Source organism: Mycobacterium sp. NGS58 (genome assembly GCF_059812385.1).
On record NZ_JCALCO010000041.1, the window covers coordinates 1 to 16,202 of the forward strand.

Below are 16,202 nucleotides of genomic sequence, written 5' to 3' on the forward strand. Positions count from 1 at the left end.
GGTGATGACGACCACCTTGCCGCGGACCTTCAGGCCGATCGAAGCCGTGTCTGCCATGCCGGTCCCCTCCAGATTCTTGACGGGTGTCAACTTAGCCGACCGGCTAAGCACAGCACGAAGTCGCCCCGCGCAACAAGCCCCGCAGCTGCGCAATGGCGCGCGCCCGACTCAGCTCAGGGCAAACCAGACCAGGCTGGCTCCGCCGGCCAGCGCGCAGTAGATCGCGAACGGCGTCAATGTGCGGGTCTCGAAATACCGCGTCAGGAACCGCACGGCGAGGTAGGCGCAGACGAACGAGGCGACACTGCCGGCCAGCACCTGGCCACCGATTCCGGCGCCCAGCGGCCCGAAGAGTTCCGGGATCTTGTACACGCCCGCGGCCAGAATGATCGGCGTCGCGAGCAAGAAGGAGAACCGGGCGGCGTCCTCGTGTGACAAGCCCCGCCACAGGCCGGCCACGATGGTGATCCCCGAGCGGCTGATGCCGGGCAGCAGCGCCAGAATTTGCGCCGCACCGATCACCACGCCCCGGGGCAGGGGGAGTTGCGCGAGCCGATGGTCGGAGGCCTCGTCGCCGTGTTCGAGTTCCGCGTCTGGCAGCGCGGCCTCGTCGGGGGCGGGCGCGATGCGCCTGCGAAGCACCTCGCCGACGTAGAGCGCGATGCCGTTGAGTAACAGGAAGGTCGCCGCGGGGACGGGCTTGCCCAGCGTGGTGCGGAACAGCTGTTCGAGCGCCAGCCCGGCCAGGCCCACCGGGATGGTGCCCGCCACGATCAGCCACGCCAGGCGTTCGTCGGGCGTCTGGATCCGCCGATGACGCAGCGACGTGACGAAGCCCGCCAGGATGCGCACCCAGTCCCGCCAGAAGAACACCAGCAGCGCCGCGGCGGTAGCCACATGCAGGCCCACGATGAACGCGAGGTAGGGCGACTCGGGGGCGGACACGCTGAGGTCCTGGGCCCAACGCCCGCCGACCAGCGCCGGCACCAGCACCGCGTGGCCCAGGCTGGACACCGGGAACAGCTCGGTGACGCCTTGGAACGCGCCGACCACGACGGCCTCGACGTAGCTCAGGTGCGCGGTCATAGGGATTGCCTCCATGAGACGACTGGTATGGCCTGGCGGATCGGCCTGTGACGATAGCCGACGCCGCGCCGACGCGGACCCTCGACTGAGCACTGCTTCACAGCCGGCGGCACATGCGCCGAATCACCTTGCCCACCCGGCACTTTGGCCGTCGCCGCGACCGCTCGACCAAGGGAAAGGCCGACGCGCAGTGGCCTGACCAGGCAGGTACGGTGTGCAAATGACCGACGGGTTGCTTGCTGCCGTGCGCGTCCTCGACTTGTCGAGCGGCGTCGCGGACGCGGTCACCCGGCTGTTCGCCGACCTGGGCGCCGACGTCCTCAAGGTGGAGCCGCCGGGCGGTTGCCTGGGCCGGGATGCGTTGCCCACGCTGCGCGGTGCCAGCATTCAGTTCGCCGTGCACAACGCCAACAAGCGCAGTGCGGTGCTCGATCCGTTCGATGACGAGGACTGCGCCCGGTTCCTGGACCTGGCCGCCGATGCCGACATCGTCGTGGACACCGGTGCCGACGAGCGCGGCGCCATGTTCGGGACCTCGGGCGAGGAGCTGGCGGCCCGCTATCCGCACCTGGTGGTGCTGTCGATCACCGACTTCGGGGCGACCGGTTCGCGATCGTCATGGCGCGCCACCGATCCCGTGTTGTACGCGATGTGCGGCGCGCTGTCGCGGTCCGGCCCCACCACCGGCACCCCGGTGCTGCCGCCGAACGGTATTGCGTCGGCGACCGCCGCCGTCCAGGCGGCATGGGCGGCCCTCGCGGCGTACTACAACCGATTACGCTGCGGCACAGGCGATTACATCGACTTCTCTTGGTTCGACGCCGTCGTCATGGCCCTCGACCCCGCGTTCGGGGCGCACGGGCAGGCGGCCGCGGGCGTCCGACGCAGCGGGCGGTGGCGGGGCCGGCCGAAGAACCAGGACGCGTACCCGATCTATCCGTGCCAGGACGGTTACGTCCGGCTCTGTGTGATGGCGCCGCGGCAGTGGCATGGCCTGCGGCGCTGGCTGGGGGAGCCGGCGGAGTTTCAGGACCCGAAATACGATGCGATCGGCGCGCGGTTCGCGGCCTGGCCACAGATCAGCCGGCTGATCGAGGAGTCGTTCACCGGACAGACCATGAAGGACCTGGTGGCCGCCGGCCAGGCGAACGGCGTGCCGATCGCAGCTGTGCTGACGCCCGCGCGGATCCTGGGGTCCGAGCACTTTCAGGCGGTGGGCGCCATCACCGCCGCCGAACTCGTCCCCGGGGTGCGCACCAGCGTGCCGACCGGGTATTTCGTCGTCGACGGCCGGCGCGCGGGTTTTCGGACGCCGGTGCCCGCCGCGGGATCCGACGAACCGTATTGGTGTGGCACCCCGTCGGTGGTGCCGTCGGCATCGGGCCGGCTGGGCGACTATCCCTTCGCCGGGCTGCGGATTCTCGATCTGGGCATCATCGTCGCCGGCGGCGAGTTGAGCCGCCTGTTCGGCGACCTGGGCGCCGATGTCATCAAAGTCGAAAGCGTCGATTATCCGGACGGATTGCGGCAGGCCCGGATCGGCGACGCCATGAGCGAGTCGTTCGCCTGGACGCACCGCAATAACCGCGGACTGGGACTGGATCTGCGCAGCGCCGAGGGCAAGAAGATCTTTGGCGCCCTGGTGGCCGAGGCCGACGCGGTGTTCGCCAACTTCAAGCCGGGAACCCTTACGGCACTCGGCTTTCCCTACGATGAGCTGCGCGCCATCAACCCGCGGATTGTGCTGGCTGAAAGCAGCGCGTTCGGCGATTCAGGGCCCTGGAGCGCGCGGTTGGGCTACGGCCCGCTGGTCCGGGCCACCACCGGGGTCACCCGACTCTGGACGTCCGACGGTACGAAGGGCGAAGGAGGCACGGGCAGGCACGGCTTCTACGACGCGACGACCGTCTTTCCCGATCACGTGGTGGGGCGGGTCACGGCGATCGGGGCGCTGGCCGCGCTAATCCACCGCGACCGGTCCGGCCGGGGAGCCCACGTGCACGTCTCACAGGCCGAAGTCGTGGTCAACCAGCTCGACACGCTCTATGTCACGGAGGCCGCCCTGGCCGCGGGCGTCGCTCAGATCCACGAGGACACCAGCCTGCATGCGGTCTACCCTTGCGCCGGCGACGACGAATGGTGCGTCATCTCGATCCGGTCCGACGATGAATGGCGCCGCGCCGCTTCGGTTTTCGACCACGCCGGATGGGCCGAAGATCCGCGCTTCGCCACCGGCGAGGCGCGGCTGGCCCATTGTGGCGAGCTGGTGGAGCTGGTCTCCGGCTGGACCCGCACGCGCACGCCGCTGCGGGCGGCCGAACTGCTGCAGTCGGCGGGCGTCCCGGCCGGCCCGATGAACCGCCCGCCGGACGTGCTCGAGGACCCGCAGCTGATCGCGCGAAACGTCTACAGCCCGATGGTCCATCCGCTGATCGAAAGTCCGTTGCCGGCCGAGACGGGCCCGGCGCCGTTTCGCCACATCCCGGCGGCCCGGCAGGCCCCGGCGCCGCTACCCGGGCAGGACACCGTGCAGATCTGCCAAAGCCTGCTGGGCATGAACGTCGCGGACATCCAGCGCCTGATCGACGACGGCGTGCTGTCCATCCCGGCCGACGTCACTTGACCCGCGAGGCCCACCAGGACCGCCAGATCCATAGCCACGCTAAATTCGTTCCCATGAGCGTCGACCCCAGTACCCCGGTGTTGATCGGCTATGGCCAGGTCAACCATCGCGACGAGATCGACCCCGAAACCCGCTCGGTCGAACCGATGGACCTGATGGTGGCCGCGGCCCGGCAAGCGGCCGATGCCGCGGTGGTCGAGGCTGTGGATTCCATCCGCATCGTGAACATCCTGTCGGCCCAGTACCGCGACCCGGGCCTGTCGCTCGGCCAGCGGCTCGGTGCTTCCGACTTCAGCACGCTGTACAGCCCCGTCGGCGGCAACGTGCCCCAGTCCCTGGTCAACCAGGCCTGCCTGGACATCCAGCGAGGCCACGCCAAAGTGGTCCTGCTCGCCGGCGCGGAAACCTGGCGCACCAGGCGCGGGCTGCGGGCCAAGGGCGGCAAGCTGGTGTGGACCGAACAGGACCAGTCGGTCCCGACGGCCCAGATCAGCGGTGACGACGTCCCCATGGCCGGTGACGCCGAGATCAGGATCTCCCTCGATCGGCCCGCCTACGTCTACCCGATGTTCGAGGAGGCGCTCAGGATCGCGAACGGCGAGTCGATCGACGATCACCGCAAGCGCATCGGCGCGCTGTGGGCACGGTTCAACGCCGTGGCGGTCGACAACCCGAACGCCTGGATCCGCAAGCCGTCCAGCCCGGACGACATCACTGCAGCGTCCCCGCAGAACCGGATGATCAGTTGGCCCTACACCAAGCTGATGAACTCCAACAACATGGTCGACCAGGGGGCGGCGCTGGTGCTGACCTCGGTCGGGGAGGCGACGCGGCTGAAGATCCCCGCCGAGCGGTGGGTGTTCCCGCAGGCGGGCGCCGACGCCCACGACACCCCGTCCATCGCCGAGCGCCACGAATTGCATCGCTCGACGGCCATCCGGATCGCCGGGGCGCGGGCGCTGGAACTGGCCGGCTTGGGGATCGACGACATCGACTATGTCGACCTGTATTCCTGCTTTCCCTCCGCGGTTCAGGTGGCGGCGTCCGAGCTCGGGCTGAGCCTCGACGATCCCGCCCGTCCGCTGACGGTCACGGGCGGGCTGACCTTCGCGGGCGGCCCGTGGAGCAACTACGTTATGCACTCGATTGCCACTCTGGCCGAGTTGCTGGTGGCCAACCCGGGCCGGCGTGGCTTGATCACCGCCAACGGCGGCTACCTGACCAAACACAGCTTCGGCGTCTACAGCACCGAGCCGCCTGCCGAATTCCGTTGGGAAGACACACAACCGGTCGTCGATCGAGAGCCGACGACGAACGCGGTGGTCGAGTGGGAAGGCGTTGGCACCGTCGAGGCCTGGACGACGCCGTTCGACCGTGACGGCCGGCCCGAGAAGGCATTTCTGGCCGTACGCATCCCCGATGGGTCGCGCGCGCTGGCGGTGGTCACCGATCGGGACGTGGCGAAGGCCTCGGTGCGTGAAGATATCGGTGGCGCCAAGGTTGCCGTCGCCGCGGACGGCAGCGCGACGCTGCAATAACCCCGGCGGACGTCGTCAGACGAGGTGGCCGAACCGTTACCGGACTAACGGTCGCGTAGCCCGTACGTATTTGCCTATTGTTGAATGCTGAGGGTTGGGGGAGGTGAGCCCAGGTGCACATCCTGGTTACCGACGCCACCGGCGCACTCGGGCGGCTGGTCGCTGGGCAATTGGTCGCTGCCGGGCACTCGGTCACCGGCATTGCTGAGCTTCCCCATCCATGCCTGGACGGCAACGTCGAATTTGTTTGCGCGTCGCTGCGCGACCGGGTCCTGCGGGAGTTGACCGACGAAGCCGATGCGGTGGTCCACCTGGCACCCATCGACCCCGCCGTACCCGGCAGCGCGAACATGGATGGCCTTGCGCGGGTGACCGACGCGGCCGCCCGCGCCGGCTCCCGGCTACTTTTCGTGTCGCAGGCCGCCGGCCGGCCCGAGCTCTATCGGCCGGCCGAAGATCTGGTGGCCTCGAGTTGGGGCCCAAGCGTTGTCGTCCGGATCGCACCACCGGTCGGTCGTCAGCTCGACTGGATGGTGTGCCGTACCGTGGCGACGCTGGTGCGCGCCAAGGTCTCGGCTCAACCCATGCATGTGCTGCATCTCGACGACCTGATGCGCTTTTTGGTTCTGGCGCTGAACACCGACCGCACCGGTGTCGTGGACCTCGCCAGCCCGGACACCGTCAATCTGATCACCGCGTGGCGGATGTTGCGGGCGACCGACCCGCGGTCCCGGCTGCACCAGGTGCGCAGCTGGTCGCGACTGATCCCGGAAATGAATGTTTCGGCGGCACAAGAAGATTGGTCATTCGAGTTCGGTTGGCACGCACTGGACGCGGTCGCCGACACCGCGCGCGGACTCGTCGGCCGCCGACTCGACGCCGCGGGCGCGATCAACCACGGCGGACGGCTCGCGCTGCCGGTCGAGGTGCTGACACACCCGCGCCGGCCGGCCGACGACGCGCACCGCGCGGCACCCGACGGCATCGAGGGCGAGTTCGACGACCAGATCGACCCGCGGTTTCCGGTCTTCAGCGCCTCCGCACTCGGCGAGGCGCTGCCCGGACCGCTCACGCCGATAACGCTCGACGTGCAGCTGAGTGGGCTGCGCGCCGCGAGCCGGGTCGTGGGTCAGGTGCTCGCACTCGGCGGCGCGTTCGACGAGGAGTGGGCCAGCAGGGCCATCGCGGTGTTCGGCCATCGCCCCTACGTCGGCGTCTCGGTCAACCTGGTCGCCGCCTCTCAGCTGCCCGGTTGGGACCAGGAGGCCGTCGTCCGCGATGCACTGGTCGGCCAGCCCCAGGTCGGGGATCCGCTGCCGTTCGGTGAGCCGGCCCTCGCGGGTGGAGCGCTCGGCTCGGTCGCCAAGGCTGTCGCCGCTGGACGCTCGGTGGCTGCGCTGCGCCATCTGCGCGCCGACACCCGGGCCTACGGCGCCGCCGCGACCGCGGAGCACCTCGATGCCGGCCAGCTGGTCTTGCTGCCGGAGGCGGCGCTGGAAGTTCGGTTGCGGCTGCTGCGCGACCGCATCCACCAGGGCTGGATCCTCAACGCGCTGTGGTTGATCGATGCCGGCATCACCGCCGCGGCGCCGGTGCGTAGCCAGGCGCGTCGCGGTGTGCCCGGGGTGGGCATGATCACCGACAGCGATCTCGTCGCGACGGAGATCGCCGAGTTGGCGGCCGCGCTGCGGGCCGACCCGCCGTTGTGTGCGCTGGCGGAGGAGGGCAACCTCGCGAGCATTCGCGCGTTGTCGCCTACGACCGCGGCCGCCGTGGATACCGCCGTCGCGCGGATCGGGCACCGCGGCCCGGGGGAGGCAGAACTGGCCAGCACAACGTTTGCCGACGACCCGACGCTGTTGCTGGTCGCCGCGGCTGCCGTAGCCACGAACCCCGCACCGGTGCTGAGGCAGGACGGCCGGTTCGCCAACAACGTCCGCGCTTCGCGGGAGCTCGCCCACGACGCCACCATGCGCTTCACGCATGAGCTCCGGATGACGTTGCGCGCCTTGGGTTTCCTGCGTGTCGAGACGGATCTGATCGACGACGTCGACGACATGTACTACTTGACCTGCAACGAACTGGTCACCATGCCCGGCGATGCGCGGCTGCGGATCAAACGCCGCCGCACCGAACGGGAACGGCTGCAGGTGCAATGCCCACCCGACGTCATCGACGGGACGTGGGTTCCGGTGCGGCGCGGCGTTGACCACTCCGACGCCGAACAAACTGTCAGCTGACGCTCGGCAGGTCGGCCAGCGACGACCGCGGATCGCGCAACTTGTCGACGTCGACCGGGGCCCGGGACCGGACCAGGGCTTTGACGTCGTCGAGCACATCCCAGACATTGACGTTCATCCCGGCCAGCACCCGGTCGTCGCCGTCGAGCCAGAACGCGACGAATTCACGTGCGGCGACATCGCCGCGAAACACCACCCGATCGAAGCTCGGCGCGTGTCCGACGTATTCCATGCCGAGGTCGTATTGGTCGGTGAAGAAGTACGGCAGCTCCGCGTATTCGCCTGTTGTGCCAAGCATCCCGGCCACCGCGACCGCGGGCTGCTTGAGGGCGTTGGCCCAGTGCTCGGTGCGGATCCGGGTGCCGAAAAGCGGGTGTTCGGCCGCGGCGATGTCACCGACGGCATAGATGTCTGGGTCGCTGGTGCGCAACGAGGCATCGACCAGTACTCCGCCGTCACCCATGGACAGCCCGGCCTGTTCGGCGAGTTCGGTGTTCGGCTTGGCGCCGACGGCCACCAGCACGGCGTCGGCCGCGATGGTCGCCCCGTCGCGAGTGCGCAAACCGGAAGCCGTTCCCTGGGCCCGGATGATCTCCTCGACCTGGGTCTCGAGCCGCAGATCGACCCCGTGCTCGCGATGCAAGGTGGCGAACACTTCACCGACGGTTTCTCCCAGTGCGGCCAGCAGCGGCTGCTTGGCCGCCTCGACCACGGTGACGTCGACGCCGCGCTGACGGGCCCCGGCGGCCACTTCCAGCCCAATCCACCCGGCTCCCACGACGGCGAGCGTGGCCCCTTCGGTCAGAACGGAATTCAGTGCCACCGCATCCTCGTAGCTGCGCAGATAGTGAACGCCGGCGGCGTCCGAGCCGGGTATCGGCGGACGTCGCGAGGCCGAGCCGGTTGCCAGCAGCAGCTTGTCGTATTGAACGGTGGTGCCGTCGGCAAGACCCACAGTGTGGTCGGCGGCGTCCAGTGCGGTCACCCGCGAGCTGAGCCGTAGGTCGACGTCGTTGTCCCGGTACCAGTCGGAATTGTGCACGGTGAAATCGGTCAGCGACTTCTTGCCGGCCAAGTACTCCTTCGACAGTGGGGGTCGCTCGTAAGGCAGATGTTCCTCGTCGGCGGATACTACGACGTGCCCATCGAAGTCGTTGTCACGCAACGCTTCTACGGCTTTAGCCGCCGCGAGTCCGCCACCGACGATCACGAAGCTGGTCGAGCTGGCCATGATGGGTGCTCCGATCTTCCAGGGCTTCCAGCCTACTCGTGCGCAATCAGCTCAAAAGCTCCCGCAAGGCCAGCGCGTTGCGGACCGCGTGGCCACCCAGGTCGTTGTTGAAATACATCCACACGTCCGTGCCGTCGCCGTCCCACTCGGCGATTCGATCGGCCCAGTGCCGCAAGTCGCGGTCGGAATACGAGCCGGCGTAGTTGGCTTCCGGATCGGGGCCGTGCATCCGGATGTACACCAGGTCGGTGGTCGCCCGGGGGATGCACTCGAGCCCGAGACCGCTCATCACCACGTACGCGGCGCGGCGGCGTTCGAGCAACTCGAACACCGCGGGATCGTTCCACGATGGGTGACGCAATTCGACGGCGACGCGGATCGATTCGGGTACGAGGGCCAAGAACGAATCCAGGCGCACATCGTCGCGCTGCTGCTCCGGGTGCAGTTGCACCAGCAGCACCCCGTGCCGATCACCCAGCAGACGCCAACAACGTTCGAACCGCTCGATCCACGGCTCGGGCGAGGCGAGCCGGCGGTAATGCGTCAATCCGCGGTGGGCCTTGACCGACATGGTGAAGCCCTCCGGCAGTTGCCGGCGCCAGCCCGTGAAGGTCGAGTCCTGGGGCCACCGGTAGAAACTCGCGTTCAGCTCGACGGTGTCGAACACTTCGACGTAACGGGCGAGCCGGCGCCCCGAAGGCGTTCCGGGCGGATACAACACATTCACCCAGTGGTTGTACGACCACCCCGAGGTACCGATGCGTACGGTCACGATCCGCTCAGCCGGTCACCCGCCGACGCACGTCGTCGTCGAGCGACACCCTGACCAGCGCGGCAGCGAGCCGGGCATTGGCTTGCGGCGCAAGCGATCCGAGCTGTTTGCGTGCTGGGCAAACCCAGTTGCTTGGCGGCGCCGGTGGCACGGTCGTCGAAGTAGGGACGTACCCAGGTCCACACGTCCTGAACTTCGCGCAGGTAGATGTCCGCGCCGGTGTCGCCGATGCCCTTGAATCCTTTGAGCATTCGTTTGGCCGCCGCCGGGTCGCGCCGGCTGCGATCGGCCAGCCGTCGCAGATCGCCGGAGTAGTCGTCACGAACACGCCCGGCCATTTCGGCGAGCCGGGTCGCAGAGCTCTCGTCGTAGCGAACGTAGTGCGCGCGCCCGAACGCTTCGATCATGGTTTGCCGGTCAGCGGCCTGCACGGCTTTGGGTGTCCGCAGACCGGTTTTGAATAGTTCGCTCGCCGCGGCCATGGCGATGTTCGCATCGATCGGCTTGCTGGCCAGCATGCACAGGACCAAGAGCTGAAACAACGGCATCGGCTTGTCGCTCATGGTGATACGCGCCTGCGCCGCGTAGGTCGTGCCCGCGACGTCGAGCAGTCGCCGCACCCGCTTGTCCATGGCCATCCGCGTACCCGCGCTCCGGGCGAACAAACCGGCCGCTACTTGGGCGGCAGGCCGCGCGCGTAGCCGACTCCGCGGTCCACCCAGCTGTGCAGTTGGCGTTTGGCTCGCACACCGGTGGCGTCAACACGCACCCAGCCCCGGGCTTCCCGGCCGGCCATCACCATCGGGCTCGCGTGGGCACGCTCGGTGAGCTTGTCGGTGTCCGCCGGCGGCACCCGCACCAACAGCCCGCCCTGGCCGCTGACGGCCACCGACATATTGCCGTTGATCAAGAACGCCAGACCGCCGAACATGCGCTTCTCCTCGACGCCGGCCTCGGAGCCGAGAAGTTCGCGGATCCGGTTGGCCAGATCCTCGTCGTAGGCCATGCGGCGGCGTCAGTCCAGGTCGACGCGGATGGTCAACAGGTCGCTGCCCATCAGCCGCACCATCGCGCTGTTCAGTCGCGGCAGGTTGCCCAGCCGCTGCACGGCGTCGTCGTCGGGCAGCAGGTGCGCGGTGCCGTTGCGCCACCGCCCGCCCACCCGCACCCGGACAGCGGGATCGGCCTTGATGTTGCGGACGTAGTCCGAGTGCTCGCCGTGTTCGGAGACCATCCAGAACTGGTTGTCCACGACGCGCCCGCCGACCGCGGTACGCCGCGGTTGCCCGCTCTTGCGTCCGGTGGTTTCGAGCATGGTCATCGGCAGTTGCCGGCCCACCGGATTGACCAACAGCCGCTGAACGCGATGGACCACTCGCCGTTTGAGAGTCACGGGTCCATTCAACGCCGGGCGTGGCGCCAGGAAAACCCCTGGGCCACCCCCGGCGTTGAGGTCAGGCCGCCGCCGTCGCGGCGTCGGCCGCAGGTTCCAGCGCCCGGGCCACGATCTCGGCGACGTCGGTCATGGGTCGCACGTCCAGCGCCTCGAGCACCTCACCGGGCACGTCGTCCAAATCCGGCTCGTTGCGCGCCGGGATGAAAACCGTTGACAGTCCGGCACGTTGGGCCGCCAGCAGCTTCTGCTTGACGCCCCCGATAGGCAGCACGCGGCCGTTCAGCGTGACCTCACCGGTCATGCCGACGTCGGAGCGGACCTGCCGGCCGGTGGCCATCGACACCAGCGCGGTCACCATGGTGACGCCCGCCGACGGGCCGTCTTTGGGCACCGCACCCGCGGGCACGTGCACGTGGATGCGCCGGTCCAGCGCTTCGGGGTCGACACCCAGCTCGGCGGCGTGGGAACGCACGTAGGACAGCGCGATCTGCGCCGATTCCTTCATCACGTCACCCAGCTGACCGGTCAGCTGCAGACCCGGCTCGCCGTCGGTGGCACCGGCCTCGATGTAGAGCACGTCGCCGCCCAGGCCCGTCACGGCCAGGCCGGTGGCCACACCGGGCACCGCCGTGCGCTCGGCCGACTCCGGCATGAACCGCGGGCGGCCCAGGTAGTCGACCAGATCCGGCTCGTCGATGGTCAGCGCCGCCGGATCCTCGGCCAGCTTGGTGGTCGCCTTGCGCAACGCCTTGGCCAGCAACCGTTCGAACTGCCGCACCCCCGGCTCGCGGGTGTAGTCGGCGGCGATCTTGTGCAGCGCATCGTCGGTCACCGCGACCTCGTCCTCGGTCAGCGCCGCCCGCTCCCGCTGCCGTGGCAGCAGGTAGTCACGCGCGATGGCGACCTTGTCGTCCTCCGTGTAACCATCGATCTGCACCAGCTCCATGCGGTCCAGCAGCGCCGACGGGATGTTCTCGATGACGTTGGCGGTGGCCAGGAACACCACGTCGGACAGGTCCAGGTCCAGATCCAGGTAGTGGTCGCGGAAGGTGTGGTTCTGTGCGGGGTCGAGCACCTCGAGCAACGCGGCACTCGGGTCGCCGCGATAGTCGGAACCGACCTTGTCGATTTCGTCCAGCAGCACAACGGGATTCATCGATCCCGCCTCACCGATCGCGCGCACGATCCGGCCCGGCAGCGCGCCCACATACGTGCGGCGGTGCCCACGGATCTCGGCCTCGTCGCGCACGCCGCCGAGTGCGACGCGGACGAACTTGCGGCCCAACGCCCGGGCGACGCTTTCGCCCAGGGACGTCTTGCCGACGCCGGGGGGCCCGGCCAGCACCATTACCGCGCCCGAACCGCGGCCACCGACGACTTGGAGGCCGCGCTGGGCGCGGCGTGCCCGCACGGCCAGGTACTCGACGATGCGGTCTTTGACGTCGTCCAGCCCGTGGTGGTCGGCGTCTAGGACCTCGCGCGCGGCCTTCAGGTCGGTCGAGTCCTCGGTGCGGACATTCCAGGGCAGGTCGAGCACGGTGTCGAGCCAGGTGCGGATCCAGCCGCTCTCCGGGCTTTGGTCGCTGGAGCGCTCCAGCTTGCCGACCTCGCGCAGGGCGGCTTCGCGCACCTTCTCGGGCAGCTCGGCGGCCTCGACGCGGGCCCGGTAGTCATCAGACCCGTCGGGCTCGCCCTCGCCCAGTTCCTTGCGGATGGCGGCCAGCTGTTGGCGCAGCAGGAACTCCTTCTGCGTCTTTTCCATGCCCTCGCGCACGTCCTCGGCGATCTTGTCGCTCACCTCGACTTCGGCGAGGTGTTCGCTGGTCCAATCGATCAGCACCCGCAGCCGCTCGGCGACCTCGACGGTCTCCAGGAGCTGGCGCTTCTGCGCGCTGGTCAGGTAGGACGCGTAGCCGGAGGTGTCCGCCAGTGCCGACGGATCGGTCAGCCGGTTGACGTAGTCGATGATCTCCCAGGCCTCGCGCCGTTGCAGCATGGCCAGCAGCAGCTTCTTGTACTCCGCCGTCAATGCCTTGACTTCGTCCGTGGTCTCGCTCTCGGGGACCTCGGTCACCTCGACCCACAGCGCGGCACCCGGCCCGGACGCTCCCGCGCCTATCTGGGCCCTGCGCTCACCGCGCACCACCGCGGCGGTGCCGCCGCCGGCTATGCGGCCGACTTGCAAGATCTTGGCTATCACGCCGTGTGACGGATACCGGTCCTCGAGCCGGGGGGCGATGAGCAGCTGCCCGGAGTCGCTCGCCTGCGCGGCGTCGATCGCCGCGCGGGCAGCCTCGTCCAGCGCGATCGGCACCACCATTCCGGGCAACACGATGGTGTCAGTGACAAACAGCACCGGCACCGACTTGGCTTCAGCCATCAAATCCTCCAAAAGTTGAGTCTGATGCGCTTAACCCAGCTCGGCGCCGGTTTGTTCCCAAATCAGGTTTCGCCGCGAGCGTGAGGCCGGTCTCACACCGGCGAGATCGGACCAAAGCGCTTGAGCTGCGTGACGTGCTCGGGTGACAGCTCTTCCAGGCATGTGACGCCGAGCAGCGCCATGGTCCGCAGAATTCCGCTCGCCAGGATGTCGATCGCACGGCTCACGCCCGCCTCGCCGCCGGCCATCAGGCCGTACAGGTAGGCCCGCCCGACCAGTGTGCAGCGGGCTCCCAGGGCGATTGCGGCGACGATGTCGGCGCCCGACATGATGCCGGTGTCCACCAGGATCTCGGTGTGTCGCCCGAGCTCCCGCGCAACCGTGGGCAGCAGGTGAAAGGGGACCGGGGCCCGGTCCAGTTGGCGCCCACCATGATTGGACAGCACGAGGCCGTCGACGCCGCGGTCGACGACGGCGCGCGCATCCTCGAGCGTCTGAATCCCCTTCACGACGAGCTTGCCGGGCCACTGGGCCTTGATCCATTCCAGGTCGTCGAAGGTGAGGCTCGGGTCGAACATGGTGCTCAGGTATTCCGAGACGGTGCCCGGCCAGCGATCCAGCGAGGCGAAGGCCAGCGGCTCGGTGGTCAGCAGATCGAACCACCATTTCGGGTGCGGCACCGCGTCGAGCACGGTGCGCAGCGTCAGCGTGGGCGGGATCGTCATGCCGTTGCGGTTATCCCGCAGCCGCGCACCGGAGACGGGAACGTCGACGGTGGCCAGCAGGGTGTCGAATCCCGCGGCGGCGGCGCGCTGCACCAGCGCCATCGAGCGCTCGCGATCGCGCCACATGTAGAGCTGGAACCACTTTCGGCCCCCAGGGACGGCGGTGACCAGATCTTCGATCGCACACGTGCCCAGGGTGGACAGCGAGAACGGAATCCCGGCGCGGGCCGCCGCTTGCGCGCCGGCGATCTCGCCCTCGGTGTGCATCAAGCGGGTGAAACCGGTGGGCGCGATCGCGAACGGCAACACCACCGGCTGGCCCAGCACCTCCCATCCGGCGGTGACTTGGGAGACATCGCGCAGGATGGTCGGATGAAATTCGATGTCGCGGAACGCCTGTCGCGCACGTTGGATGGACAGTTCGTCTTCCGCGGCGCCGTCGGTGTAGTCGAACGCCGCCTTGGGGGTGCGGCGCCTGGCGATGGCTCGCAGATCCTCGATGGTGTGGGCGGCCTCGAGCCGGCGCCTGGTCGGGTTGAACCGGGGCCGCTTGAATTGCATCAGCGGTGCCAGGTCGCGCGCTTTGGGCACTCGTCGCCGCACTGCCATATGTGCAACCGTAGTCATATGGAATCGGCCGGCCACCCCTTCGATCTCAAACGTTTTGTGGACGCACAGGAGCCGGTGTACGGCGACGTCGTGGACGAGCTGCGCGCCGGGCGAAAACGCAGTCACTGGATGTGGTTCGTCTTTCCGCAGCTGCGCGGGCTGGGCGGCAGCGCCATGGCGGCCCGGTTCGGCATCGCCTCGCTGGACGAAGCCGGCGCCTACCTGCGTCATGAGCTGCTGGGGCCGCGGTTGCACGAGTGCTCCCGGCTGGTCGCGGCGGTGCAGGGGCGAACGATCGGTCAGATCTTCGGCTCGCCGGATGATCTTAAGCTGCGCTCGTCGATGACGCTGTTCGCCCACGCCACCGAGGACAACGAGGACTTCATCGCGGTGCTCGACAAGTACTACGACGGCCACCACGACCGGCTGACGCTGGAGCGTCTAGGCCGGGCTTAGGATTCGCCAGCCCCGGGCCTCGACGACGACGGTGTCGACGACCTCCTGTGGCGGGGCGGCCGATCCGCCGATCACCTGAGCGCGGCGCGTGCCCAACTCCGGTAGCGAGACGCGCAGCGGTTCGTCGTCGATGTTGAGCACCACCAGCAGCGCATCGTCGCCGTTGCGCGTCTCGTACACGTACTGCCGGTTGTTGAGCAGCCGCGCGGTGGTGGAAGCCGCGTGCAGCCAGGGGTAGCGGCGCCGCAGCCCGACCAGATACTGGTGCAACCGCCAGGTCTCGACGCCGAGATCATCCAGTTGCAGTGGAGGAGAGGCGAATTCGGGCCTTACCGCGTCGTCGCCGCCGTATCGTTCTTCCTTCACTCCCGCAAACCCGAGTTCGTCGCCGGCGTATACGCTGGGCACCCCTCCGATGGTCAGCAGCAGCACCAGCGCGTGGGCCACGTGTTCGGGCGCGTCCAGCCGGCTGGCGATGCGCGTGACGTCGTGGTTACCGATGAACGTCAGCGGCGAGAAAGCGGTCAAAAAGTCGTTGTGACGCTGCAGCGCCCAATCGAGTTCGAAGAAGTTGCCGTCGTTGAGGCTGCTCCAGATCGCCTTCCACAGCTCGTATTGCGTGGCGGAGTCGAAGGTGGCGGCCCGGACGTCCGCGGCGTAGTCGCCGTGGATGAGTTCGCCCACGAACCAGGCGTCCGGGTAGCGTTGGCGCACCCTCGGTAGGGTCGAGGCCCAGAAGTGGTGCGGCACGGCGTATGCGGCATCCAGCCGCCAACCGTCGGCGCCGCGGCCCAACCAGTGCGCCATCACGTCGACGGTGTAGTCGGCGACTTCCGGGTTGTCGTGGTTGAGGGTGATCAGCCCGGAGTGGCCTTCGAAGGTGTGGAAGCGACCCGCACGTCCGCGAAACCAGCGCGCGGCCCCGTCGTCGTGGGCCGCCTCCCGGTAGCGTGCGAAGTCCTGCCCGACGTGGTTGAACACCCCGTCGAGGAGGACCCGCAGTCCGCGGCCGTGCGCCTCGGCGATCAGGTGGTCGAAGTCGGCGTCATCACCCAGCCGGGGATCGATGCGGTAGTGGTCGGTGGTGTCGTAACCGTGTGTGCGCGAGGCGAAGATGGGTCCCAGCGCGATGCCCGATGCCCCGAG

12 protein-coding genes and 1 pseudogene are annotated in these 16,202 nt (G+C 68.6%); 4 read left to right on the forward strand and 9 right to left on the reverse strand.

The genetic code is table 11. The annotated features are described in order from the left end of the window. Positions 1-168: 168 nt before the first annotated feature. Positions 169-1,086 carry an undecaprenyl-diphosphate phosphatase gene (locus tag AC5Y4H_RS24725; protein WP_499986302.1) on the reverse strand — a complete coding sequence of 306 codons (918 nt, stop codon included), beginning with the start codon at positions 1,084-1,086 and terminating at the stop codon, positions 169-171. Between the two features lie 214 nt (positions 1,087-1,300). Between AC5Y4H_RS24725 and AC5Y4H_RS24730 the strand changes: the two genes are divergently transcribed. The 3 genes from AC5Y4H_RS24730 to AC5Y4H_RS24740 all read left to right on the forward strand — a co-directional run bounded on the left by AC5Y4H_RS24730 (position 1,301) and on the right by AC5Y4H_RS24740 (position 7,487). Further along, a complete protein-coding gene (locus AC5Y4H_RS24730; protein WP_499986275.1) occupies positions 1,301-3,709 on the forward strand; it encodes a CaiB/BaiF CoA-transferase family protein in 2,409 nt (802 codons plus the stop codon). Positions 3,710-3,762: 53 nt separating this feature from the next. After that, a complete protein-coding gene (locus AC5Y4H_RS24735) occupies positions 3,763-5,247 on the forward strand; it encodes an acetyl-CoA acetyltransferase (protein ID WP_499986278.1) in 1,485 nt (494 codons plus the stop codon). 113 nt (positions 5,248-5,360) lie between these two features. Then, positions 5,361-7,487, forward strand: coding sequence for an NAD-dependent epimerase/dehydratase family protein (locus AC5Y4H_RS24740; protein ID WP_499986280.1), 2,127 nt, complete (start codon positions 5,361-5,363; stop codon positions 7,485-7,487). On the opposite strand, the gene AC5Y4H_RS24745 is transcribed toward AC5Y4H_RS24740, so the two are convergent. The 7 genes and pseudogenes from AC5Y4H_RS24745 to AC5Y4H_RS24775 form a co-directional block, all read right to left on the reverse strand. Then, positions 7,480-8,718, reverse strand: coding sequence for an NAD(P)/FAD-dependent oxidoreductase (locus AC5Y4H_RS24745; RefSeq protein WP_499986283.1), 1,239 nt, complete (start codon positions 8,716-8,718; stop codon positions 7,480-7,482). The two genes, AC5Y4H_RS24740 and AC5Y4H_RS24745, sit on opposite strands and share 8 nt — an antisense overlap. A gap of 46 nt (positions 8,719-8,764) precedes the next feature. Next, entirely contained in the window at positions 8,765-9,490 is a 726-nt protein-coding gene (locus AC5Y4H_RS24750) for a DUF72 domain-containing protein (protein ID WP_499986287.1), read from the reverse strand. Between the two features lie 7 nt (positions 9,491-9,497). Then, positions 9,498-10,122: pseudogene (locus AC5Y4H_RS24755) on the reverse strand (endonuclease). Between the two features lie 41 nt (positions 10,123-10,163). After that, positions 10,164-10,496: a TfoX/Sxy family protein gene (locus AC5Y4H_RS24760; protein WP_499986291.1), complete on the reverse strand. Its 333-nt coding sequence runs from the start codon at positions 10,494-10,496 to the stop codon at positions 10,164-10,166. 9 nt (positions 10,497-10,505) lie between these two features. After that, positions 10,506-10,883 (reverse strand): nitroreductase family deazaflavin-dependent oxidoreductase, encoded by a 378-nt coding sequence (locus AC5Y4H_RS24765; RefSeq protein ID WP_499986293.1) that lies wholly within the window; start codon positions 10,881-10,883, stop codon positions 10,506-10,508. 61 nt (positions 10,884-10,944) lie between these two features. Then, positions 10,945-13,266 carry an endopeptidase La gene (lon, locus tag AC5Y4H_RS24770; protein WP_499986295.1) on the reverse strand — a complete coding sequence of 774 codons (2,322 nt, stop codon included), beginning with the start codon at positions 13,264-13,266 and terminating at the stop codon, positions 10,945-10,947. Between the two features lie 92 nt (positions 13,267-13,358). Further along, positions 13,359-14,600, reverse strand: coding sequence for an alpha-hydroxy acid oxidase (locus tag AC5Y4H_RS24775; protein WP_499986297.1), 1,242 nt, complete (start codon positions 14,598-14,600; stop codon positions 13,359-13,361). Between the two features lie 18 nt (positions 14,601-14,618). On the opposite strand from AC5Y4H_RS24775, the gene AC5Y4H_RS24780 reads away from it, so the two are divergent. Next, on the forward strand, positions 14,619-15,056 hold the full coding sequence (locus AC5Y4H_RS24780) for a DUF1810 domain-containing protein (protein ID WP_499986298.1): 438 nt from the start codon (positions 14,619-14,621) through the stop codon (positions 15,054-15,056). Here AC5Y4H_RS24780 and AC5Y4H_RS24785 read toward each other — a convergent pair. Further along, positions 15,042-16,202 (reverse strand): alpha-amylase family glycosyl hydrolase (locus tag AC5Y4H_RS24785; protein ID WP_499986299.1); only part of this gene is annotated, 1,161 nt, incomplete at its 5' end. The genes AC5Y4H_RS24780 and AC5Y4H_RS24785 overlap by 15 nt on opposite strands.